This window comes from Nocardia cyriacigeorgica NBRC 100375 (assembly GCF_000308555.1).
Lineage (GTDB): Bacteria > Actinomycetota > Actinomycetes > Mycobacteriales > Mycobacteriaceae > Nocardia > Nocardia cyriacigeorgica.
Window position 1 is genome coordinate 17043 of record NZ_BAFY01000194.1, and the last position, 23446, is coordinate 40488.

General features: G+C 68.0%; 22 protein-coding genes. 6 read left to right on the plus strand and 16 right to left on the minus strand.

All coding sequences use genetic code 11. The features are described from left to right. Nucleotides 1-313: 313 nt before the first annotated feature. The 6 genes from RJ05_RS19525 to bluB all read left to right on the plus strand — a co-directional run bounded on the left by RJ05_RS19525 (nt 314) and on the right by bluB (nt 7224). A complete protein-coding gene (locus RJ05_RS19525; RefSeq protein WP_036539151.1) occupies nt 314-1738 on the plus strand; it encodes a WS/DGAT/MGAT family O-acyltransferase in 1425 nt (474 codons plus the stop codon). Nucleotides 1739-1775: 37 nt separating this feature from the next. After that, on the plus strand, nt 1776-2306 hold the full coding sequence (locus tag RJ05_RS19530) for a DUF6912 family protein (protein WP_174343954.1): 531 nt from the start codon (nt 1776-1778) through the stop codon (nt 2304-2306). Nucleotides 2307-2425: 119 nt separating this feature from the next. Then, on the plus strand, nt 2426-3574 hold the full coding sequence (locus RJ05_RS19535) for a ferredoxin reductase (RefSeq protein WP_036539152.1): 1149 nt from the start codon (nt 2426-2428) through the stop codon (nt 3572-3574). A 128-nt stretch (nt 3575-3702) separates the two neighbouring features. After that, nucleotides 3703-5142, plus strand: coding sequence for a fatty acid desaturase (locus RJ05_RS19540; protein WP_036539153.1), 1440 nt, complete (start codon nt 3703-3705; stop codon nt 5140-5142). An 86-nt stretch (nt 5143-5228) separates the two neighbouring features. Then, the gene (locus tag RJ05_RS19545; RefSeq protein WP_036539155.1) at nt 5229-6482 is read left to right on the plus strand and encodes a fatty acid desaturase family protein; all 1254 of its coding nucleotides are present in this window, start codon (nt 5229-5231) and stop codon (nt 6480-6482) included. Between the two features lie 88 nt (nt 6483-6570). Next, entirely contained in the window at nt 6571-7224 is a 654-nt protein-coding gene (bluB, locus tag RJ05_RS19550) for a 5,6-dimethylbenzimidazole synthase (protein ID WP_036539156.1), read from the plus strand. A 111-nt stretch (nt 7225-7335) separates the two neighbouring features. Here the strand turns inward: bluB and RJ05_RS19555 are convergent, their stop codons facing one another. The 16 genes from RJ05_RS19555 to RJ05_RS19630 form a co-directional block, all read right to left on the minus strand. Continuing rightward, entirely contained in the window at nt 7336-8628 is a 1293-nt protein-coding gene (locus RJ05_RS19555) for an acetyl-CoA C-acyltransferase (RefSeq protein ID WP_036539158.1), read from the minus strand. A gap of 171 nt (nt 8629-8799) precedes the next feature. Continuing rightward, a complete protein-coding gene (gene hpf / locus RJ05_RS19560) occupies nt 8800-9531 on the minus strand; it encodes a ribosome hibernation-promoting factor, HPF/YfiA family (RefSeq protein WP_036539159.1) in 732 nt (243 codons plus the stop codon). 194 nt (nt 9532-9725) lie between these two features. Further along, nucleotides 9726-10358: a ComF family protein gene (locus RJ05_RS19565; RefSeq protein ID WP_036539160.1), complete on the minus strand. Its 633-nt coding sequence runs from the start codon at nt 10356-10358 to the stop codon at nt 9726-9728. Nucleotides 10359-10418: 60 nt separating this feature from the next. After that, a complete protein-coding gene (lpqB, locus tag RJ05_RS19570) occupies nt 10419-12242 on the minus strand; it encodes an MtrAB system accessory lipoprotein LpqB (protein ID WP_036539161.1) in 1824 nt (607 codons plus the stop codon). Beyond that, complete coding sequence (gene mtrB, locus RJ05_RS19575) at nt 12239-14116, minus strand: MtrAB system histidine kinase MtrB (protein WP_036539162.1); 1878 nt, start codon at nt 14114-14116, stop codon at nt 12239-12241. The genes lpqB and mtrB overlap by 4 nt, the downstream gene beginning before the upstream one ends. Nucleotides 14117-14155: 39 nt before the next feature. Next, complete coding sequence (gene mtrA / locus RJ05_RS19580; protein ID WP_014352544.1) at nt 14156-14833, minus strand: MtrAB system response regulator MtrA; 678 nt, start codon at nt 14831-14833, stop codon at nt 14156-14158. Nucleotides 14834-14911: 78 nt separating this feature from the next. Next, nucleotides 14912-15559: a dTMP kinase gene (locus RJ05_RS19585; protein ID WP_036539178.1), complete on the minus strand. Its 648-nt coding sequence runs from the start codon at nt 15557-15559 to the stop codon at nt 14912-14914. Nucleotides 15560-15661: 102 nt separating this feature from the next. Further along, nucleotides 15662-17146, minus strand: a complete 1485-nt coding sequence (gene ahcY, locus RJ05_RS19590) for an adenosylhomocysteinase (protein WP_036539163.1) — start codon at nt 17144-17146, stop codon at nt 15662-15664. Nucleotides 17147-17236: 90 nt separating this feature from the next. Further along, nucleotides 17237-18397 (minus strand): alkane 1-monooxygenase, encoded by a 1161-nt coding sequence (locus RJ05_RS19595; protein ID WP_036539164.1) that lies wholly within the window; start codon nt 18395-18397, stop codon nt 17237-17239. Nucleotides 18398-18693: 296 nt separating this feature from the next. Next, entirely contained in the window at nt 18694-19314 is a 621-nt protein-coding gene (locus tag RJ05_RS19600; RefSeq protein ID WP_051016741.1) for a TetR/AcrR family transcriptional regulator, read from the minus strand. Nucleotides 19315-19355: 41 nt separating this feature from the next. Next, entirely contained in the window at nt 19356-19538 is a 183-nt protein-coding gene (locus RJ05_RS19605) for a rubredoxin (protein ID WP_036539167.1), read from the minus strand. Nucleotides 19539-19562: 24 nt separating this feature from the next. Then, nucleotides 19563-19745, minus strand: coding sequence for a rubredoxin (locus RJ05_RS19610; RefSeq protein WP_036539169.1), 183 nt, complete (start codon nt 19743-19745; stop codon nt 19563-19565). Then, a complete protein-coding gene (locus RJ05_RS19615) occupies nt 19742-20986 on the minus strand; it encodes an alkane 1-monooxygenase (RefSeq protein WP_051016742.1) in 1245 nt (414 codons plus the stop codon). Before RJ05_RS19615 ends, RJ05_RS19610 begins: the two co-directional genes overlap by 4 nt. 199 nt (nt 20987-21185) lie before the next feature. Next, nucleotides 21186-21704, minus strand: coding sequence for an NUDIX hydrolase (locus RJ05_RS19620; protein ID WP_036539170.1), 519 nt, complete (start codon nt 21702-21704; stop codon nt 21186-21188). Continuing rightward, nucleotides 21701-23047 carry a coenzyme F420-0:L-glutamate ligase gene (locus RJ05_RS19625; protein ID WP_036539171.1) on the minus strand — a complete coding sequence of 449 codons (1347 nt, stop codon included), beginning with the start codon at nt 23045-23047 and terminating at the stop codon, nt 21701-21703. The genes RJ05_RS19620 and RJ05_RS19625 overlap by 4 nt, the downstream gene beginning before the upstream one ends. Further along, on the minus strand, nt 23044-23446 hold a 403-nt coding region (locus RJ05_RS19630; protein WP_036539173.1), incomplete at its 5' end, for a 2-phospho-L-lactate transferase CofD family protein. The genes RJ05_RS19630 and RJ05_RS19625, both read right to left, overlap by 4 nt.

Consider the following 23446-nt stretch of genomic DNA (forward strand, 5'->3'; position numbering starts at 1 on the left):
TGGTCGGTGTGTCGTCGTGTCCCCGGCCCCCCGGGCCGGTACGCACGGCCCGCGTGGTGCGGAAGCCGCAGCTCGCTTCATGGTAATGCGGCACCCATGGTAGGCGCCGTGGTCAGCCGCTTGCAGGGCCGGGCCGAGGACGGGCGAGGCAACCACCGCCACACGCGGTGTCGATGTGGATGAACCCAACGGTACCCGTGCACGACGTATTCGCGGGAGATGCCACAGAATGGGACAAGAATCGATGTGGCGGGACCACAATGGTCGGGACGGGCTGCTCGCGGAGGCGGCACGGGAAGGAGCATCGGGCAGCGTGATCACGAGGCTGACGCCGCAGGACGCGTCCTTCTATCGACTCGAGTCGAGCAGCAACCCGATCCACATCGGCTCTCTCGCGATCCTCCAGAACACCACCGCCGATTCCGGCGACGGCCACAACAAGCCCGTGCTCGACTACGACCGCCTGGTCGATCTGGTCGAATCCCGGCTGTCGCTGGTGCCGCGCTACCGCAGGAAGGTGCGCGAGATCCCGCTCTCGCTCGGCAGGCCGGTATGGGTAGAAGACAGCCGCTTCGATATCAACTACCACATCCGCCGCTCCGCGCTCCCGGCTCCCGGCACCGACGAGCAGCTGCACGAACTGGTGGCCCGGTTGTCCTCGCGTCCACTGGATCAGGGCAGGCCGCTGTGGGAGATGTATCTGATCGAGGGCCTGTCGGGTGGACGCTGCGCGATCTTCACCAAATCCCATTCCGCCCTGGTGGACGGCGAGGGCGCGCTGGAGATCGGGCACGTCATCCTGGATGCGGGCACCTCACCGCGCGGCTTCGCCGACGACGCCTGGTGCGCTCCGCGCGAGCCCAGCGATATTGAACTGCTGGTCGGCGCGCTGACCCAGCTGGCCGGCCAGCCCAGCGAGGCGATCGAGGTGCTGCGCGAAGCGGGGTCGAGCGGCTTCGGGCTGATCGGCGCGGCGGGACGTGCGGTCGATTCGGTGGTGTCGACGGTGCGGTCGGTCACCACCGGCGCTCCGGACAGCCCGCTCAATGCCCGCACCTCCCGGCAACGCCGCTTCGACGTCGTCACCACCGGGCTCGAGGACTATCGCAAGATCAAGCGCCGCTTCGACTGCTCGATCAACGACGCGATCCTCGCGGTGGTCACCGGAGCCCTGCGCAATTGGCTGCTCTCCCGCGGGGAGGCACTGGTCGATTCGAGCGTGCTGCGGGCGGTGGTGCCGATGTCGGTCTACGTCGACGGCGCCGACCACACACGCAACCCGGCCGGTGAGGTGTCCTCGTTCCTCATCGATCTGCCCGTCGGTGAACCCAACCCGGTGATCCGGCTCTCCCATATCTCGCACGCCACCGAGGCCACCGCCAGGAGCCGGCGCGGTGTGCGGGCGCGCACACTGGTGCATCTGGCGGGGTTCGCCCCGGCCAGCCTGCACGCGATGAGTGTGCGGGCGGCGAGTACCTTCGCAGAACACACGTTCAATCTGGTGATCACCAACGCGCCGGGTCCGCAGACGCCGATGTATGTCGGCGGCGCGCGGATGCTGGAGATGTATCCGGTGTCGCCGTTGCTGCGTAATCAGGTGACGAGCATCGGGATCACGTCCTATGACGGGCGGGTCTTCTACGGGCTCAACGCCGATCGCGACGCGATGGCCGATATCGGGGTGCTGTCGGCGTCGGTGCACGAATCCATGGAGGAGATGCTCGGTGCCTGCCTCTGAGAGCAAGCTGCGCGTCTATGTGCCCGCGACCGTGCCGATGCTGCGCGAACTGGTCGACCAGCGTGAGCTGCGCGCGGTCGGCGCGACCGCGTTCGCGGTCACCCCGGCACTTCGGGAGGCCTATGCCTCCGGCGACGACGAGGAGCTGGCCGAGGTGGCCATGGGCGAGGCCGCCCGCGCCGCGCTGCGGTTGATCGCCGCCGAGCGCGACGCCATCACCGAGGCCATGGCCGCAGGCGACGACCCCGACGACGCCGCGCCCGCCGCCCTGCCGGACGCCCCGATCTACCGCAGGGCGGTGATCGCCGCCGACGTCACCGGCGCGAAGTTGCGCCCCGACCTCGACGACGCCGTGGTGCGCCTGTCCGGTCCGATCACCTACGACCGGATCGCCTCCGTGCACGTCGACCTGGCCGACGCCGAACCGGCGGTCGCCAAGGCGGTCGACGTCATCGATGCCGCCGACCTCGGCGATCCCGATGCCGAGTTCGTCCTCGGAGACGCCGAAGATCATCAGCTGGCCTGGTACGCCGCCCAGGAACTGCCGTTCCTGCTCGAATTGCTCTGAGCGGAGTGAATCGTCCGCGGTCCTGACACCGCCGCACCGAACCGTTAACCTACGATGCCGTAACCTTGCGGACAGGCGGTGGACCGGTCCGCCCACGATCAGGGAGACGAACGGCAGCGATGGTTTTCAAGAATGTCCGCGATTGGCTCGAGGCACCGGCCGCGAGCGTCGCCGAGCGCGGCGGACGGTTGAACGTGCTGCGCGGCGCGGCGGCCAGGGTGACCACCCCGCTGCTGCCCGACGACTACTTGCATCTGGCCAACCCGCTGTGGTCGGCCAGGGAGCTGCGCGGTCGCATCGTGGACGTGCGCTCGGAGACCGCCGATTCGGCGACCCTGGTGATCAAGCCTGGCTGGGGCTTCGACTTCCAGTACCAGCCGGGCCAGTACATCGGCATCGGCCTGCTGGTCGACGGCCGCTGGCATTGGCGCTCCTACTCGCTGACCTGCCCCCCGGACTGGACCGATTCCGACGCGGGCGGGCGCAAGGGCAAGCAGAAGGTCATCTCCATCGCGGTGAAGGCGATGCCGGAGGGCTTCCTGTCCAGCCATCTGGTCAACGGCGTCCCGGTGGGCACCATCGTGCGCCTGGCCGCACCGCAGGGCTCGTTCGTACTGCCGTATCCGCCGCCGGAGAAGGTGTTGTTCCTCACCGCCGGCAGCGGCATCACTCCGGTGATGTCGATGCTGCGGGCGATGGATCGCCGCGACGTGGTCACCGATGTGGTGCACATCCATTCCGCGCGCACCGCCGAGGACGTCATGTTCGGCGACGAACTGCGCGAGCTGGACACCAAGCATGCCGGCTTCACCGCGCAGCTTCAGCTCACCGGCCAGCAGGGCAAGTTCAGCGTGGCCGCGCTCGACGAACGCATCCCCGATTGGCGCGAACGCCAGACCTGGGCGTGCGGCCCGCTGCCGATGCTCGACGACATCGAAAAGCACTGGGCCGAGGCGGGAATCAGCGAGCGGCTGCACGTCGAGCGGTTCGAGATCGAGCGGTCGGCGGTCGGCGAGGGCGGCACCGTCACCTTCGGCCGCAGCGGCCGCACCACCGAGGTGGACGGCGCAACCAGCCTGCTCGAGGCGGGCGAGGCGGCCGGTGTGCAGATGCCGTTCGGCTGCCGGATGGGCATCTGCCAGACCTGTGTGGTCACCATCGCGTCCGGGCACACCCGCGATCTGCGCAACGGCAACGAGAAGCGCGAAGGCGAGAAGGTCCAGACCTGTGTCTCGGCCGCGGCCGGCGACTGCACCCTCGACGTCTGAACGATGTCGCACCGATCGGACTCCCCTGGATCGGGTGTTCGGCGGGTACCCTCGGGGTAAGTCGACTACGGCCTTCGCGGCCGATCGGATACGGCCCGCCGGGCTGATCGAAGACAGAAGGGACGCCGGTGGCCATCACCGACATCAAAGCCTTTGCCCATCTGACGGCCACCGACATCGAGACCCTCGGACATGAGCTCGATTCCGTGCGCCGCTCGGTGGAGCAGTCGCTGGGCGAACGCGACGCCAAATACATTCGCCGCACCATTGCCGCGCAGCGCGCGCTGGAGGTAGCCGGGCGCGCCGTGCTGTTCGGCAGCCGCAACCGCTGGGCCTGGGTGACGGGCACGGCGTTGCTGTCGGTGGCCAAAATCATCGAGAACATGGAGCTCGGCCACAACATCAGCCACGGCCAGTGGGACTGGATGAACGATCCGGAAATCCACTCCACCACCTGGGAATGGGATATGACGGGCCCGTCGGCGCAGTGGCGCAGCGCGCACAACTACTCCCATCACACCTACACCAACGTGCTGGGCAAGGACGAGGACCTCGGCTTCGGCATCCTGCGGATGACCAGGGATGAGCCGTGGCGTCCGGTGCACCTGGTGCAGCCGGTGGCGAACCTGATTCTGGCGGCGACCTTCGAGTGGGGCATCGCGCTGCACGACTGGAGCATCGAGAAGGAACTGGCGGGCGTGCCGAGCCGTCAGTTGAAGTCCGAGCCCAATATCGAGTTCGGGCGCAAGATCGCCCGGCAGGTGGCCAAGGACTTCCTGTTCTATCCGGCGCTCACCGGCCCCGCGTTCATGTCGACGCTCAAGGCCAACGCCACCGCGAATCTGGTCCGCAATCTGTGGGCGTATGCGGTGATCTTCTGCGGTCACTTCCCCGACGGCGCCGAGAAATTCACCATCGAGCAGCTCGAGGACGAGACCAGCGGCGAGTGGTATCTGCGCCAGATGCTCGGCAGCGCCAACTTCAAGGCCGGGCCGGCGATGGCGTTCATGAGCGGCAACCTCTGCTACCAGATCGAGCACCATCTGTTCCCCGACCTGCCGAGCAACCGCTACGCCGAGGTCTCCCAGCGGGTGCGCGAGCTGTGCGACAAGTACGACCTGCCGTACACGACGGGTTCGCTCGGCAAGCAGTACTTGCTGGCGTTCCGCACGATCCACAAGCTCGCCCTTCCGGACCGGTTCCTGCGCCGTACCTCCGACGATGCGCCCGAGACGTCCTCCGAACGCAAGTTCGCCGGGATCACCCTGCCCGCGCCGGTCACCAGCTGGACCGGGACCGAGCATCTGCACTGGTCCATCGACCCCGCCACGGGCCGCCGCCGGGGTCTGCGCTCGGCCATGCACGAGGCGAGAACGGTGCTCCAGGAGAAGGCCAGGCACGAGAAAGAGGTGCTGCGCGAGGCCAAGCGCGCCCTCAAGGAGAAGGCCAGGCACGAGAAGGAAGTGCTGCGCGAGGCCCGGCGTTCGCTGAAGGAGCGGGCCAAGGCCGAACGGGAGGCACTGAAGCGCGAATACCGGCTGCGGCGGGCAGGCAAACTAACAGCCTGACCGGCTGATCGCAATGCGAAATTTGCCACAATATCAGCACGAACTCGATAACCTACGGTCTCGTAACTTACGGTACTGTAACCGCCATGGCGATCTCGGATGTCAAGGAGTACGCGCACCTCACCGAAGCCGATGTGGAAGCACTCGGCGCGGAGTTCGACGCGATTCGGCGGGATATCGAATCCTCGCGTGGTGAACGGGACGCACGCTACATCCGCAATGTCATCAGGTTGCAGCGTGCTCTCGAGATCAGCGGCCGCACCGTGCTGTTCGCCAGCTTCCTACCGCCGGCCTGGCTGGCCGGCGTCGCCCTGCTCGGCACCGCCAAGATCATCGAGAACATGGAGATCGGGCACAACGTCATGCACGGGCAGTGGGACTGGATGAACGATCCGGAGATCCACTCCAGCTCCTGGGAATGGGACAACACCGGCCCGGCCAAGCATTGGAAGCACACCCACAACTACCTGCACCACAAGTACACCAATGTGCTCGGCATGGACGACGACATCGGCTACGGCCTGCTGCGCGTCACCCGCGATCAGCGCTGGAAGCCGTTCTACCTCGGCAACCCGGTCTACAACCTGGTGTTGCAGTTGTTCTTCGAGTACGGCGTCGCCATCCAGCACCTGGAGCTGGGCAAGCTGGCCGCGGGCAAGTACAAGCCGGGCAGCCCCGAGCGGGCCGAGTTCGAACGCAAGCGTTCGGAGGTGCTCACCAAGATCGGTAAGCAGACGCTCAAGGACTACGTCGTGTTCCCGCTGCTGACGGGCCCGGCGTTCTTCAGCACGCTCACCGCCAACCTGGCCGCGAACATGGTCCGCAATGTCTGGACCAACGCCGTCATCTTCTGCGGCCACTTCCCCGACGGCGCGGAGAAGTTCACCAAGGCCGATATCGACAACGAGACCCAGGGCGAGTGGTACCTGCGGCAGATGCTCGGCAGCGCCAACATCTCCGGCGGCCCGGTCATGCACTTCATGACCGGCAACCTGAGCCACCAGATCGAGCACCACATCTTCCCGGACCTGCCGAGCAACCGGTACGCCGAGATCGCGGTGCGGGTGCGCGCGCTGGCCGAGAAGTACGACCTGCCCTACACCACCGGTTCGCTGCCGGTGCAGTACTTCAAGGCGTGGCGCACCATCCTCAAGCTGTCGCTGCCGAACAAGTACCTGCGCGATACCGCCGACGACGCCCCCGAGACCGCGTCCGAGCGCAAGTTCAACGGCAACACCACGCCGAGCTTCGACCCGGTCACCGGCCGTCGTCGCGGCCTGCGCACGGCGTTGGCCGAGGGACGCCGCCGCTTCGCCCGCAGGGCCCTGCCGATCGGCTGATACCGGTTCGTCGAGCGTCCACCCGGCCCGCCTTCACTTCGGTGATGTGCGGGCCGGCCCGGTGACGGCCCCGTGATTGACTCTCCGGGTGAGTGCTCCACAGCTATCCGTGTACGACGCCATCCGGATGCGACGCGATGTCCGCGCCGAATTCACCGGCGAGATCGTCGACGACGACACCCTGTGGCGCCTCCTCGACGCGGCGCATCGCGCGCCGAGCGTGGGCAATTCGCAGCCGTGGGATTTCACCGTGGTGCGTGATCGGCACCGGTTGCGCAGTTTCGCCGAGCACGTCGCGGGCAAGCGCCGCGATTTCCACGACAGCCTGCCGCCGGAGCGCGCGGCGACCTTCGATCCGATCAAGATCGAAGGGATCGAGGAGAGCGGCACCGGGATCGTGGTCACCTACGACCACGATCGGGGCGGGCCGCAAGTACTCGGGCGCGCAACCGTCCCCGAAACCGGTGTCTACTCAGCGGTTCTCGCCATCCAGAACCTCTGGCTGGCCGCGACCGCCGAAGGCATCGGCGTTGGCTGGGTGTCGTTCTACGAACCGGAGTTCCTCGCCGAACTCATCGGCGTCCCGGAGGGGATTCGCCCGATCGCCTGGTTGTGTGTGGGACCGGTGCACGAATTCCAGCAGGTACCCGATCTGGAGCGGTTCGGGTGGCGCACCGGCCGCCCGCTGGACGAGGCGGTCCACCACGAAACCTTCGGGCGGCCGCACCGATCCACCCGCTGAACCACCCCGCGGGAACGCACCATCCGGAAGCGACACGGTCTCCGCGCCGCAGCGGAGGACCGGGCGTTTCCATGGTGACCCGGTCCTCCACCGCTCGGCGCGGCAGGTTCCTCAGATCCGCTCGAGCACCGCCGACGCCCCGATACCGCCCGCCGCGCAGATCCCGAGCAGGGCGGTCTGCTTGTCGGACAGCGCGAGCTCGTTGGCCATGGTCGTCACCATCCGGGCGCCGGTCGCGCCGAACGGGTGGCCGATCGACACCGAGCCGCCGTGCACGTTCAGCCTGTCGATATCGACCTCACCGACGGCAGTATCGCGGTCCAGCCGGGTCTTGGCCCACTCGTCGCTGGCCAGCGCCGACAGCACCGACAGGGTCTGGGCGGCGAATGCCTCGTGGATGTCGACCAGGTCGACGTCGTCCAGCGACATGCCCGCCTTGTCCAGCGCCCGCGGCATGGAGATGGCCGGGCCGATCAGCACCTGGTCGGTGGGATCGACGCTGACGTAGCTCCAGGAACGGAACGCCGCGAGTGGCTGGTAGCCCAGCGCCCGCGCGGTCTCCTCGCTCATCAGCAGCACCGCCGACGCGCCGTCGGTGAGGGGGCTGGCATTGCCCGCGGTGACGCTGCCGTCCTCGGCGAAGACCGGCTTCAGCCTGGCCAGCTTCTCGATACTGGTATCGGCACGGACCAGGCCGTCGCGGGTGATCCTGGCACCGTCCGGGGTGTCGACCGCCAGCACTTCCTGGTCGAACCGGCCGGAGGCGATGGCGGCGGCGGCCCGGTGATGGGAGCGGGCGGCGAACTCGTCCTGGGCGGCCCGGCCGATGCCGTGGATGCGCGCCATCTTCTCCGCCGACTCCCCCATCACCTCGCCGGTGGTGCGTTCGGCGATCTTGGGCCGCGAGGGCAGCAGATCGGTGAACGGCGCCAGCTGGGAGATCGCCGACAGATAGTCCTTGGGCTTCGGCTTGCCCAAGGCCAGCGGGGCCATCGCGTGCACGATCTTCTGCGGCAGCTTGACCTCGGCGCCGCTGGTGGAATCGCTGCCGCCGGCGATCATGATGTCGTATTCACCGCGCTCGATGGCGGCGGCGGCCGAGGTCACCGCCTGCAAACCCGAGGCGCAGGCCCGGGTGACGGTGTAGCCCTCGCAGCCCGGGTCCAGCTTCAGGTCCAGGGCGATCTCCCGCGCGATATTGGGTGCCGCGCTGGGCAGCACCACCCCGCCCCAGACGATCGCCTGCACCTGATCACCGGCCAGGCCGGTGCGTTCCAGCAGTCCGCGTACCGCGATATCGGCGAGGTCGATCGAATCCAGCCGGGTGTAGTCGGTGAACGCGCGCACGAACGGAGTTCGTGCGCCGGAGACGATTACGGCACGGCGAGCAGCCCTGGTTGCCATGCGAATTCCTTTCAGCCATCGGACACTCCAACTTACTCTTAAGTAAGTTATGCGTCGAGGAAATCGCCACGAACGACGAGACCCGGCCGGTGCGCGAAGCACCGGCCGGGTCGCCGGGAATCATCGGATGGCCGTGGCGGCGGTGCTCGAACCGCGGCCTCGGCGTGGCCGTCAGGCCAGTCGGATCAAGCCGTAATCGAAGGCATGTCGGCGATAGACCACCGAAGGTCGGTCGGTTTCCTTGTCGTGGAACAGGAAGAAATCGTGCCCGACGAGCTCCATCTGATACAGGGCGTCGTCCACGGTCATCGGCGTATCCGGATGCACCTTCGTGCGCACGATATGGCCGGGGCCCGCCGCGTAATCGGTGTGCTCGTCGCTTTCCCGGCCACGGGATTCGTCGGGATGCTCATGCGCCCCTCCGCCCGGCTGGAACAGCGACTCGTCGATCAGGTCGGCGGTGGCCTGGGCGACCGAGACCGGCGTCTTCTCGCCGTAGTGCACCCGGCGGCGGTCCTTGGTGCGGCGCAGTCTGCTCTCCAGCTTCGCCGTCACCGATTCGAAGGCGGCGTAGAAGCTGTCCGCGCAGGCTTCCGCGCGCACGACCGGACCTTTACCGCGGGCGGTGATCTCCACACGCTGGCAGGCCTTGCGTTGACGACGATTGCGCTCATGGAACAGTTCGACATCGAACAGGAATATCGACGGGTCGAAGCGTTCCAGTCGAGATAGCTTCTCCGACACATAAATTCGGAAATGGTCGGGCACCTCGACATTGCGGCCCTTCACCACGATGTCGGCGCGGGTGGCTCGTGGGCGGTCCGCCTCGGGTTGCTCGGCCCGCTGAGCGTCCAGCGTCGAAGGATCTACATCTTGCACTGAAGGTCGTGAAGAAGTCGTCACGCGTACCTCCCGGATCTGGCCGCACGACCCGATTGGCGTGCGGCGGGATTGAGACGTGCCGATCGATCTGCCGGATGACAGCCGCTCGGCACCATTTGTCCGAGACCCACCTCCAAACTGCCGGTTCGGGTGTGTGACCGCGACGCTAGTACGACAACCGCTGGTCCGCCACTGTTCACGCAAATTTCCTGAAGTCAAGCCGCGCAGATCACCACCACCGCGTCGACGGCCACCCCCGCCCCGGTCAGCGCGCGAATCGACTCGGCGGCGGTCGCCCCGGTCGTCAGCACATCGTCGACCAGCACGACCTGCGCGTTTACCGGCAGCGCCGGAATCGGAGCGGTCATGATACGGCCGCGCAGATTGTGCCTGCGTTCACCGGCGGACAGACCCACCGAATCGTGTACACCCCGCCACACGCTCAGCACCGGAAGCACCTGGCAACCGCGCAGCCAACTCGCCGCCGCATCCGCCGACCGCACCACCGGATCGCCGCCGCGGCGCCTGGCCGCGACCCGCCGGCTCGGTGCGGGGATCAGCACCAGCGGCCGGGTATCGGCGCGCAGCCGGGCCAGCCCGCAGGCCAGCGCACGGCCCAGCGGGTGGGCCAGGTCCCGCCTGCGGCGTTCCTTGGCGGCCAGTACCGCGCGGCGCGGCGGGCCGGCATAGCGGCTCAGCGTCCAGCAGGGCACGCCGGGATCGGTGCGCGGGCGGACCCGGTGCGGAGCGCCCGTCAGGTGCGCGGCGCACCGCGCACACCAGCCGAGGCCCGGGCGGGCGCATCCGGCGCATTCGGAGGGCAACACCAGATCCAGCAGGGTCCGCATCGCCCGAGTGTGCCCGCACCCACCGACATGAACGCCCGGATCCGCGACGGGAAGCGGGGATCAGCCGGGCAGGATCGGCACCGCGCTGGCGCCGAGGCCGGGCACCTCACGCCAATATTGTTCGCCGCCTTCGGGATTGGTGGTGAACTCCAGGACCGCGCGAGAATCGGCCACATACTGGTGGTCCGGGGCCGCGGTCACCGAACGGACCGGCGGAGTGAGGTTGCGGGTGGTCTGCGAGATCAGCTGGGAGCCGTCGATGGAGACCGTGCTGACCGGGTCGACGTCGCCGTCGCGCGCCAGGATGATGGTGTCGGCGGTCAGCCAGTTCAACGAGACCGCCGGCGTGCTGAGCCCGACCGCGATGGGCAGCGGTGAGGTCAGCGCGAACTTGCCGTCCGGGCGTCGTTCGACCACCGCGACGTACACCTTGCCGTCGGCGATCAGCGCGGCCCGCACGCCGGATCGCGCGATCCTGACCTCCGTGACGGGCAGCCGCAGCCCGCTCGAGCCGCTGGTCAGCGCGGAGATGTCGACATCCTGCACCGAGACGTTGCCGGTGGAGCGGTCGTTGACCACCCGGATCACCCGCTCACCGTCGATCACCGCCCAGGCGGCCGTGCCGTCGACCGTCCAGGACGGGCGGCTGATGGTGGTGCCTTCGGCGACGGGGAACTGGTTGCCGCCGTAACTGCCGATCATCAGGGTCCGCGGCGGTTCCGGCGCGGGCCTGCCCGCATCCGCGACGGCCGCGACCAGCTGGCCGTCGGGGGTGATCGCGACCGATTGCAGATTGCGCACCGCACCGAAATAACCGGGGGCCGGGGCGATTCCGTTGCCGTTCACCTCGACCAGGGCGCCGTCGCGCAGTGCGTGCAACCCGGTCTGGTTCTGTGCGAAGGCCTCGGGGCTGTACTGGTGGATATCGGCGACCGACCAGCCGTTGGCGGCGTACCGCTCATCCAGTGGCTTGCCGTCGGCCAGCAGCAGGTACGGGCCGAGGACGTCGGCCTTGGCCAGCGTGAGCACGATCTGGGCGGCCAGCAGTTCCCGTTCGCGCGGCGCCAGGGCCGAGGCTCCCGCGAGGTCGATGCGGACTCCGCCGAGGCCGACGCCCACTTCTTCCGGATCGCCGTTGGCCTTGGTGATCGGCCCGCGCAACGTCACCCGTCTGGCATCGAGTTCATTGAGGACCACCGGGGCGATGGCAGGCTGCGGACCCTCACCTAGCAGGGTGAGCAGTCGTTGGGTCAACTGATCCTTCGGCGAGGCGATCCAGCGCGGGTCGGGCACCAGCGCGCTGCCGGTCGGATCGACGAAGTACAGCACATAACGGCGGTAGAACTTGGCGAAAGCGGGCTTATCGATGACGACGCCGTCGGGCAGCTCATCGATGCGCCATTCGCCGTCGACCTTGCTCATCTCGACCTTGTATTCGAGCGGCGGTCCGTCGATGGCCCGGTAGGCACCGTCGGGGGCGAGCTCGGCGACGCGCTGGGCGCGGATGCGGTAGGTCGCGGTGGTTTCGGTGCGCGATTCCAGCAGGGTGTCGGGCCGCTCGACGATCACCGTGCCCGCGGCGTCGTTCCATTTGGTGGCCGCCGACGGGTTCATGTACTGCCTGGCGGCCAGATGCCGGTTGGTCGGGTCGGCGCTGGCCTGTAGGAAGTCCAGCAGCAGCAGGCCGGGGTCGCGGCCTTCCAGCGGCGCGGGCGGGCCGGCGGAGGTCGGTTCCCGGTTGATGGTGCCGAGCGCCTGCGGTTGCGAGGACTCCGGCAGGCTCGCGCAACCACCCAGCAGCATGACCCCGGCCAGGGCGGCCGCCAGCGCGGCGAGTAATCGCCCGCGCGGCGTCCTGCTCGGGTCGGTGGGCCGCATCGTCATGGTTGTTTGTCTCCGGTGTCGGTGAGCACGGCGTCGGTGGGTGAGCCGGTGCCGGATGCGCCGTCGGTGGACGCGCCGGTGTGGGTGGCCTGCGCATCGTCGGCCGGCACGGACGTCGCGGCCTCAATGTCCCGGTTCGCCCCGGACGCCTGCGCCTCGGCCGCGCCTGGACCGCCTGCCTCCGACAGCGCCGCGCCGGCAGCCGCCTGCGCGGATTCGGCTTCCGCGCCGGACGATTCGGTACCGCCGCCGCGGACCTTGCGTATGCCCGGCTCCAACGGCAGCGGGCTCTTGCCCATCTTGCGGCCACGCACCAGGGGCAGCGTCAGCCGGAAGCTGGCGCCGACGCCCAGCTCGCCCCAGGCCTCCAGTTTGCCATCGTGCAGATTCGCGTCCTCGACGCTGATCGACAAACCGAGTCCGGTCCCGCCGGAACGCCGCATCCGCGACGGATCCGAGCGCCAGAACCGGCTGAAGACCAGCTTCTCCTCCCCCGGCCGCAGCCCGACGCCCTGATCGCGCACGACCACCGCGACGGCGTTGGCCTCGCTGTCGCCGCGCATCCGGATCAGCACCGGCTTGCCCTCGCTGTGGTCGATGGCGTTGGCGAGCAGGTTGCGCAGTACCCGCTCCACTCGGCGCGGATCGACCTCGGCGACCACCGGCTCTTCGGGTAGGTCGACGACCACTTCCACGCCGGATTCCTTCGCCAGATGACGCACCGTCGACACCGCGGCGCGCACGCACATCCGCACATCCAGCGATTCGACCTGCAGTTCGGCCACGCCCGCGTCGTGGCGGCTGATCTCGAGCAGATCGTTGAGCAGCCCCTCGAACCGGTCCAGCTCGGTGACCAGCAGTTCGGCGCTGCGCGCCAGCGCCGGGTCGAGGTCTTCGCTGCTGCTGTGGATCAGGTCGGCGGCCATGCGCACCGTGGTCAGCGGTGTGCGCAGCTCATGGCTGACGTCGGAGGTGAACCGGCGTTGCAGATTGCCGAACTCCTCGAGCTGGGTGATCTGGTTGGACAGGCTCTCGGCCATCTCGTTGAACGCCTCGGCCAGCCGCGCCATATCGTCCTCACCGCGCACCAGCATGCGTTCGCGCAGCCTGCCGTCGGCGAAGCGGCTGGCGATCCGCGCCGCCGACCGGATCGGCAGCACCACCTGCCGGGTGACCAGCGCGGTGATCGCGGCCAGCAGCACCAGCAACACCAGACCGCCGACCATCATGGTGCCGCGCATCAGCGCCAGCGACCGTTCCTCGTTGGCCAGCGGGAAGATCAGGTAGGTCTCGAGCGTCGGGTTGTCGGCGCTGGGGCTACCGATGATGAGCGCGCGGCCCTGGTAGCCGTCCGGATCGTTCACCGTGGCGAACTGGTAGCTGACCTGGTTGCCCTGCACGAACCGGCGCAGCTCGTCCGGGATCTGCTCGATCGGGCCCGCGGTGATCTGCTGCGGCGGGGTGCCGCCGACGATGCTCAACGCCGAGTCGAAGCTGCCCGCCGCGCTGCCTGACCGGCTCTCGCCACCGCGATCGGACACCGCGGTGCGCGCGTCGGCCAGGCGCTGGCGCAGCAGTGCGGGATCATGGGCGCCCTGCACCTGGCTCTGCACCGTCGCGCGGGCGCGGTCCATCTCCTCGATCGCCGCGTTGATCTTGGCGTCCAGCAGCCGATCGGTGATCTGGCTGGTGAGCACCACACCGAGAATGGTGATGACGATCAGCGACAACGTCAGCGTCGAGACGATGACGCGCAGCTGCAACGAACGCCGCCACAGATGACCGAGCGAACTGCCGACACCCTTGAACCACGCGCCCACCGGCGCGAGCCCTCGCTGCAGCGAGGCGAGGCGGCCGCCTTCGTGCTCAGGCAAGCCGCCGCCTCCGAGTCATCGACCCGGACCGACGACCGATCACGGCGGTCCGGCCTTGTACCCAACCCCACGCACGGTCAGCACGATCTCCGGGTTCTCCGGATCCTTCTCGACCTTGGCGCGCAGGCGCTGGACGTGCACGTTCACCAGACGGGTATCGGCGGCGTGCCGGTAACCCCAGACCTGCTCGAGCAGGACCTCACGGGTGAACACCTGCCGCGGTTTGCGCGCGAGCGCCACCAGCAGGTCGAATTCGAGCGGGGTCAGCGAGATCTGCTGGCCTTCCCGGCTCACCTTGTGCGCCGGCACATCGATGACGATGTCGGCGATGGTGAGCAGTTCGGCGGGCTCTTCTTCGGTGCGGCGCAGCCGCGCGCGCACGCGCGCGACGAGTTCCTTCGGTTTGAAGGGTTTGACGATGTAATCGTCGGCGCCGGACTCCAGACCGAGCACCACGTCGACCGTGTCGGTCTTGGCGGTGAGCATCACGATCGGGACCCCCGAATCGGCCCGCAGCACGCGGCAGACGTCGATGCCGTTCATACCCGGCAGCATCAGGTCCAGCAGCACCAGATCGGGGCGGATTTCCCGGACCGCCGACAGCGCCTGCGTGCCGTCGCCGACCACATGCGGGTCGAACCCTTCCCCGCGCAGGACGATCGTGAGCATCTCTGCGAGTGCCATATCGTCGTCGACGACCAGAATCTTCGGCTTCATATCTCTATGTTGTCATCTCCCACGCCAGTATCGGGCCACCACGCGCATTACTGGTGCATGCGCGCCGCATATCCAACCTTATTCGCCCAGGATTTCCACACAACGGGCGAGTAGGGCGTCTTTATCGTCATCGGATCGGTATATCCACCACGGGCCGTACCAGTCCCGCTCGGCCAGCTCCCGGTACACCGCGCCGGTGCGCGCCTGCAGTCCGCCGTCGCGCTCATAGGCGTCCAAGGCCCGGGCCGAGTCGAGTTCGCCGCGCCTGCGGGCACGTTCGGCGGCCACCTCGGTGGGGACGTCGAGCAGCACGGTGAGCGCGGGCACCGGCAGCTTCAACCGGCCGAACTCCAAATCGCCCACCCAATCGACGATTTCGCCGTCGGCGGACTGTCCGGCGCGGGCCGCCGAATACGCTGCGTTGGAAGCGACATAGCGATCGAGGATCACGATGTCGTTGCCGTCCAACAGGTTCGACAGCTCCACCGCCGCATCGGCGCGGTCGAGGGCGAACAGCACGGCCATGCCGTTGATCGACCCGGCGAGGTCGCCGTGCGAGCCGCGCAGCGCCTCGGCCGCGAGGTCGGCGTGGATCGAGCGGCCGTAGCCGGGGAAGGCGAGTGTGCCCGCGCGCAGCCCACGCGCGCGCAGGGCGGCAAGCAGACCCTCGATCAGCGTCCGCTTACCGGCGCCGTCGAGCCCCTCGACTGCGATCAGTGCACCCATGGCCAGCAGGGTACCCGGGGCGGCCGGGCCGAGAGCCGTGAGTCCCGGCAAGCTGGTGGCCCGCCGACGGATGCGTCGGCGGGCCACCAGCGGGTCACTGGATCAGTAGCGGTAGTGGTCGGGCTTGTACGGGCCTTCGACGTCCACACCGATGTATTCGGCCTGGTCCTTGGTGAGCTTGGTCAGGGTGCCGCCGAGGGCCTCGACGTGGATGCGCGCGACCTTCTCGTCCAGGTGCTTGGGCAGGCGGTAGACCTCGTTGTCGTACTCGTCGGGCTTGGTCCACAGCTCGATCTGCGCGATCACCTGGTTGGAGAAGCTGTTGCTCATCACGAACGAGGGGTGGCCGGTGGCATTGCCCAGGTTCAGCAGACGGCCCTCCGACAGCACGATGATCGACTTACCGGACTCCTTGAACGTCCACAGGTCCACCTGCGGCTTGATGTTCAATTTCGTTGCGCCCGAACGCTCCAGCGCCGCCATATCGATCTCGTTGTCGAAGTGACCGATATTGCCGAGGATGGCCTGGTCCTTCATCGCCCGCATGTGATCGAGGGTGATGATGTCCTTGTTGCCGGTGGAGGTGATGACGATATCGGCGTCGGCGATGGCCTGCTCCACGGTGACGACGTCGTAGCCGTCCATCAGCGCCTGCAACGCGTTGATCGGGTCGATCTCGGTGACCTGCACCCGGGCACCCTGTCCGGCAAGCGATTCCGCGCAGCCCTTACCGACATCGCCGTAGCCACAGATCAGCACCTTCTTGCCGCCGATGAGCACGTCGGTGCCGCGGTTGATGCCGTCGATGAGGGAATGGCGGGTGCCGTACTTGTTGTCGAACTTCGACTTGGTGACCGAGTCGTTGACGTTGATCGCCGGGAACACCAGCTCCCCCGCCGCCGCGAACTGGTACAGCCGCAGCACACCGGTGGTGGTCTCCTCGGTGACGCCACGCACGCTCTCGGCGATCTTGCTCCACTTGCCCTTGTCGGTTTCGAACCGCTCCCGCAGCAGGTTCAGGAACACCGTGTACTCGGCGGAATGCTCCTCATCGGCCGGCGGGACCACACCCGCCTTCTCGAACTGCGCGCCACGCAGCACCAGCATGGTGGCGTCGCCACCGTCGTCGAGGATCATGTTGGCGGGCTCATCCGGCCAGGTCAGCATCTGCTCGGCGGCCCACCAGTACTCCTCGAGCGTCTCGCCCTTCCAAGCGAACACCGGGGTGCCCTTGGGCTCGTCGACGGTGCCGTTCGGGCCGACGACGACCGCGGCCGCGGCGTGGTCCTGGGTGGAGAAGATGTTGCACGAGGCCCAGCGGACCTGCGCGCCCAGCGCGGTCAGGGTCTCGATCAGCACCGCGGTCTGCACCGTCATGTGCAGCGAACCCGAGATGCGCGCGCCCTTCAGCGGCGCCACGTCGGCGTACTCGCGGCGCAGGGCCATCAGGCCGGGCATCTCGTGCTCGGCCAGCCGGATCTCCTTACGACCGAACTCGGCCAAGGACAGATCCGCCACCTTGTAATCGATGCCGTTACGGACATCAGCGGTCAGCGACGTACGTGCGGGAAGTTCTGAGGTCGTCATGCGCCTGGATCAGCCTCTCTCCGGATATCGGTTCCGAAGCAAGGCTAGTCGCTCCCGCGGCGGTGGTGCTCGGCAACCGAGCCACCGGGTTCAGGTCGCGGGGACCCCGTGCCGGGCCAGCAACCGAACACGCCTGCGCGGAGCGAGATTGGCGCGGGTGAGGTCGCCGTCGTAGTGCGCGAGCACCCGCGGATCCATCACCTTCCGCCACAGCGGCGGGATGGCCGCGAGCAGGATCATGGTGGCGTAGCCTGCGGGCAGTTGCGGCGCCTGCCGGGAACTGCGCAGCGTCTGATAGCGGCGGCCGGGGTTGGCGTGGTGGTCGCTGTGGCGCTGGAGATGGAACAGGAAGATATTGGTGACCAGCCGGTCGCTGTTCCAGCTGTCGCGCGGCGAGCAGCGCCGGTAGCGCCCGCTCGGCCTGCGCTCACGCAGCAGTCCGTAATGCTCGACGTAGTTGACCGTCTCCAGCAGCATCACGCCGATGATGGCTTGCAGCAGCAGGTACGGCAGGATCCGCACGCCGAAGGCCAGCATCAGGCCGCCGAACAGGACCACCGTCATCGACCAGGCCTGCAGGATGTGGTTGTGCACGCTCCACCAGCCGAGATCGCGGCGGGCCAGCCGGGCGCGCTCGAGCCGGATCGCCGAGCGGAATCCGCCGGACACACTGCGCGGCAGGAATTCCCACAGCGATTCCCCGAACCTGGCGCTGGCCGGATCCTCCGGGGTGGCCACCCGCATGTGGTGGCCGCGGTTGTGTTCGACGAAGAAATGCCCGTAGCCGGATTGGGCCAGCGCGATCTTGGCCAGCCAGCGTTCCAGGCGCTCGACGCGGTGGCCGAGTTCGTGGGCGGCATTGATCCCGATACCGGAGACGAGACCGAGGGTGGAGGCCAGCCCGAGTTTGTCGGCGACGCTCAGTTCGTCGCCGGACCACAGATAGCCGGCCACGACCAGGCCGAGCAGTTGGATGGGCAGGAACAGGTAGGTGCACCACCGGTAGTAGCGGTCGTTGGACAGCAGCTCGTAATCCTCCTCGCGCGGGTTGCTGCCGTCCTCGCCGACGAGTTGATCGAGCACCGGGATCACGATCAGCACGATGATCGGGCCGATCCACCAGAAGATGGTCAGGCCGGTATGCAACACCAGTTGAGAAGGCAGCAACGCGCACGCGGGCGCGATGAGACCGAGAAACCACAGGTGGCGTTTGGGATCGGCCGATCCCCTCGGTTTGCCAACCGTTTGCACGCTTGCCCCGCTAAAAATGAACCCTGACACCAACGGAGATCCATAGTCTCAGACGTGTGGTCTGTTACACCTTCCGTTGGGTGGGAAACGTGGTGACCATTACAGCGCTGATAAAAGCGCGTTGTCTCGTCAAGCGTGTGAGCGACATCACGGCACACCGATCACGCAGGTGTGTAGCTTCAGCCGAGTCGGTCGCCGCCGCTTGAAAAGGCCACCGTGGCGTAACTGGAAGGGTCCCGGCAGCCGGGCCGGCGGCGGCCGCTGGTCACCGCGAGCACGGTCGGGCAGCACCGTAGCTACCGCACCCCGCGCGCGGCGAGAATCGCCTCGACGTACGGACCGAGCAGCATGCTCAGTTCCTCGGGTGCGTCGCGCCCGGGTGCCGGCGGGGTGGGAATGTAGCTCAGCGCGATCCGCACCAGCGCCTGGGCCAGCACATCGGCCTCGGCGGCGGTGGCATCGACCCAACTGTGCCGGAACGCGACCGACAGCCGTTCGGTGGCGTGCTCGACCAGCGGCTCGGCATCGAGGGTGATCAGCCGCAGCAGGTCGAGCTTGACCTCGCCCGCGACCAGCGAACGCACCAGCGGGTCGGCCGCCGCCTCGACGAAAAAGCCGGACAGCCCCTGCCGGAAGGCCGCGCGCGCGTCGCCGACATTGTCGTCGATGGCGGCCCCGACGTGATCGACCAGATCGTCGGCCAACCGCAGGGCATAGGCCTGGGCCAGGCCCGCGCGCGAGCCGAATTCGTTGTACAGCGTCTGCCTGCTGACACCGGCGCGCGTGGCCACATCACCGAGGGTGATCTTGGACCAGTCGCGCTCGGTGAGCAGTTCGCGCATGGCATCCAGGACCGAGCTGCGCAGCAGCTCCCGTGCGGCCTCCTGATAGGGAAGTCTGGACCCGTTGCGCGGCATGCCTGCGACATTGGCACGGGCGTCTGCCGCAGTCAAAAACCTCACGACCGCTCGATCTCGACCATGAAGAAGTCGGCCTTGGCGGCGCCGCAGTCCGGGCAGGTCCAGTCGTCGGGGATGGCGTCCCAGCGGGTGCCGGGCGCGATGCCGTCCTCCGGCCAGCCCTTGGCCTCGTCGTATTCGAAGCCGCATTGGATGCACTGATACAGCTTGTACTCGGTCATGTCGTCCTCTCCTCCCGCGCCGGCCTAGCGGCTCGCCCGGCCGCTGCCGACCGGCTCGAAATCGATCTTTTCCCGCACCCCACAGTCCGGGCAGCACCAGTCGTCGGGCACCACCGACCAGGGGGTTCCCGCCGGAATGCCCTCATGCGGCTCGCCGGTGGCCTCGTCGTAGACGTATTCGCAGACCGGACACCGATAGGCGCTCACGAGGCGGCCTCCTGCCCGGTCGCGCCGTAGCGGGCCAGCACCTTGTCGCGCTTGGCCGGGTGGATGTTGGCCCTGGTGATGTCGCCGTCGTAATGCGCCAGCACCCGCTTGTCCATCACCCGGCGCCAGATCGGCGGGAAGTAGGCGAGCAGGATCATGCTCGCGTACCCGCTGGGCAGATTCGGCGCGCCATCCCAGCTGCGCAGGGTCTGATAGCGGCGGGTGGGATAGGCGTGATGGTCGCTGTGGCGCTGCAGGTGGTACAGGAAGATGTTGGTCACCAGGTGGTCGCTGTTCCAGCTGTGCACCGGCGCAGGCCGCTCGTAGCGGCCACTGGCCGTGCGCTGCCGCACCAGCCCGTAGTGCTCGAGATAGTTGACCGCCTCCAGCAGGCTGAACCCGATCACCGCCTGCAACAGCAGGTAGGGCAGCACTTCGATCCCGAACACCGCGATCAGCGCCGCGAACAGCAGCACCGACATCAGCCAGGCGCTGAGCACCTCGTTCTGCAAGGTCCACGGCTTCTTGCCGAGCCGCTCCAGCCGGGTCTTCTCCAATCGCCACGACGAGCGCAGTCCGCCGGCGACCGTGCGCGGCCAGAACGCCCAGAACGTCTCGCCGACCCGGGAACTCGCCGGATCCTCCGGGGTCGCGACGCGCACGTGATGGCCGCGGTTGTGCTCGATGTAGAAGTGGCCGTAGCAGGACTGAGCCAAGGCGATGCGGGAGAGCCAGCGCTCCAGATCGACCTTCTTGTGGCCGAGTTCGTGGGCGGTGTTGATGCCGATCCCGCCGATGATGCCGACCGTGATGGCCAAGCCGATCTTGTCGACCACCAGCAGGCCGCCATCGATGCCGAGCCAGCTCAGATCGTCGGCGGTGATCAGATAGCAGGCCATGATCAGCGAGGCGTACTGGAACGGCAGGTACAGGTAGGTCAGGTAGCGGTAGTACTTGTCGTTTTCCAGGTACTCCATCACCTCGTCGGGCGGGTTGGAGCCGTCCGGGCCGAAGAAGATGTCGGCCAGCGGGATGACGAGGTAGACCAGGATCGGGCCGAGCCAGAAGGGCACATGCGCCAGGCCGGTCCAGCCCAGTTGGTTCAGTGCCCAGATGAGCGGAAGCCCGATGGTGAACAGCCCGGTGGGCGCGAACAGGCCCCACAGCCACATATACCGCTTCCGGTCCCGCCAGGCCGACGTCTCGGCCGCCAGGCCTGCGGTTTCGGCATCAGTAGACATCATCGTCTCCTTCATGCGACACACATCACATGTGATGTGCACTACCACCTGAAGTTGACGATAGACGTTGCTTTGTCCTCGGTCTAGACAAACAAGCCAATTTGTAAAGCGCCTGTGATCTGGGCGCCCGACCGTGATGTTCGAACACGAAAAGGGCGCCCGCACCGGCTGTGCGAGCGCCCCTGGCACGGATCACGGTTCAGCGAATCAGCACGTCCGCATCGTCCGGCAGCGCATCGATCGACCACCACCGCAGATCGGTCGACTCGGCACTGCGCACCGGAACCGCTCCCGCGGGCGCGGTGATCCGGAACAGCAGATCCAGATGTCGGGTCGGCACACCGAGCGAACAGGTGATCGGATGGGCTTGCGCGCCGTAGAGGCCGGGCTCCAAGCGCAGCCCCGCGATGCCCGACTCCTCGGTGGCTTCGCGCAACGCAGCGTCGGCCACCGTGAGGTCGCCCTCCTCGCAATGCCCGCCGAGCTGGATCCATCGGCCGACCCGCGGATGCAACGTCAGCAGCACCTCATCGCCACCGGCGGAGAACACCACCGCCGAGGCGGTGATGTGTCCCGCGGCATGCTCACGCAGACATCCGCGTGGCGCGGAGCCGAGAAAAGCGAGCATCGCCTCGCGCAGGGAAGCGTCCGGTCCCACGGTGGGCGACCACGCCTCGAGCAGCTCGGTCGCCGAGGCGTGCAGCGATTCCGCGCTCACAGCTCGACCAGCGCGTCACCGGGGGCACGCGGCGGGCGCGGGGTCAGCTCGTCGAGCGGGTGGCCGATCGCGATGGCGCCCAGCGGATTCCAGTCGCCGGCCAGACCGAGCACCTCGCGCGTCGTCTCCGGGGCGAAGATGGTCGAACCGATCCAGCAGCTGCCGAGCCCCTCCGTCGCCAGCGCCACCAGTAGTCCCTGCACCGCCGCGCCCACCGCGACGGTGAACATCGTCTGCTCGGCGGCCCGGCGCCGGTCGTCCGGATAGTCGTGCGCGCCGTCGGGCACACAGCACGGGATGATCACCTCGGGCGCGTCGAAAAGGATGCGGCCACGCGCGATCCGGCGCTCCGCCCGATCGGCCGGGAGTCCGTCGGCGGTGAGATCGGCGCGCCACTTGTCGGCCATCGCCGTCAGCAGACGCTCCCGTAGCGCGCGATCGCGCAGCCAGACGAAGCGCACCGGCCGGGTGTGATGCGGAGCCGGGGCCGTCAACGCGACCGACACCGCCGTGCGCACCCGTTCCGGATCGACGGGGTCGGCGGCGAACTCGCGCACCGAGCGTCGCAGCAGCACCGCCTGCGCGCGGCCGAGCTCGATCGCCTCTGCGGTGCCGAGCCAGAACAGGTCGTCGGTGCCGCGGCGTACGAGATCGGCTGCGCTGGAAGCGTCGTCGGCGATCGGCAGGCCGCGTACCACCGCCACCGGGACGCCGCCGAGCTTGCCCTTCACCAGATCGGCGGCAGCGGCGAGCTCGTCGGCGATGGCAACCTGGGTGACGTGCAGTTCGTTGCCCTGCCCGTCCACGGCGCCCGCGTAGTCGTGCAGCACCCGCAGCCCGGAGGCCCCGATCGCCGCATCGATCTGGCCGTTACGCCAGGCCCGGCCCATGGTGTCGGTGATGACGACGGCGACCTCAACCCCGAGCCGCTCGGCCAGCGCCGAGCGCAACGCCTTCGCACTGGCGTCGGGATCGACTGGCAGCAGCACCAATTCGCCCTGCTCCACATTCGATCCGTCGACGCCGGAGGCAGCCTGCACGATGCCGAGGCGGTTCTCGGTGATGAGGGTGCGCCCCTTGCGGGCCAGCACCCGCACGGCTTCCTGATCGACCAGCGCCCGCCGCGCGGTGTCGCGTTCGTCCGGGTCCAGCGGCGCGGCGACGATGCGGCCTTCGACCTTGGCGACGATCTTGCTGGTGACCACGAGCACGTCACCGTCGGCCAGCCAGGGCGCGTTCGCGGCGATGTGTGCGGCGAGATCGTCGCCGGGGCGGAATTCCGGCAGCCCGGTGATCGGCAGCAGCCGCAGCTCACCCGCGGCGTGGTCGGCGGGCCGGGTCATGGCTTGACTCCGGCCAGATCCAGTGCGGCCCGTACCATTTCGGCGGTCGTCGGCGGATCGGTCATCAGCAGGGGCACGCTGCGGACCTCGACGCCTGGCACCTCGGCGGTATCGGTGGTGTGCACCAGCCAGCCGTCGAGGATGCCGGTCGCCGAACGGGCACCGTAGTGCCGGCCGACCGCCTCGGCCGAGGTTTCCACCCCGATCACCGACAGGCACTCATCGGCCATGCCGCGCAAGGGTTTTCCGTCGATCACCGGCGAAATGCCGATGACCTTGGCGGCGGTGGTGCGCAGCGCGCCGCGGATGCCGGGCACCGCGAGAACGGCGCCGATGCTCACCACCGGGTTCGACGGTGCGAGCAAAACCACATCGGCAGACTCTATGACATCGATCACA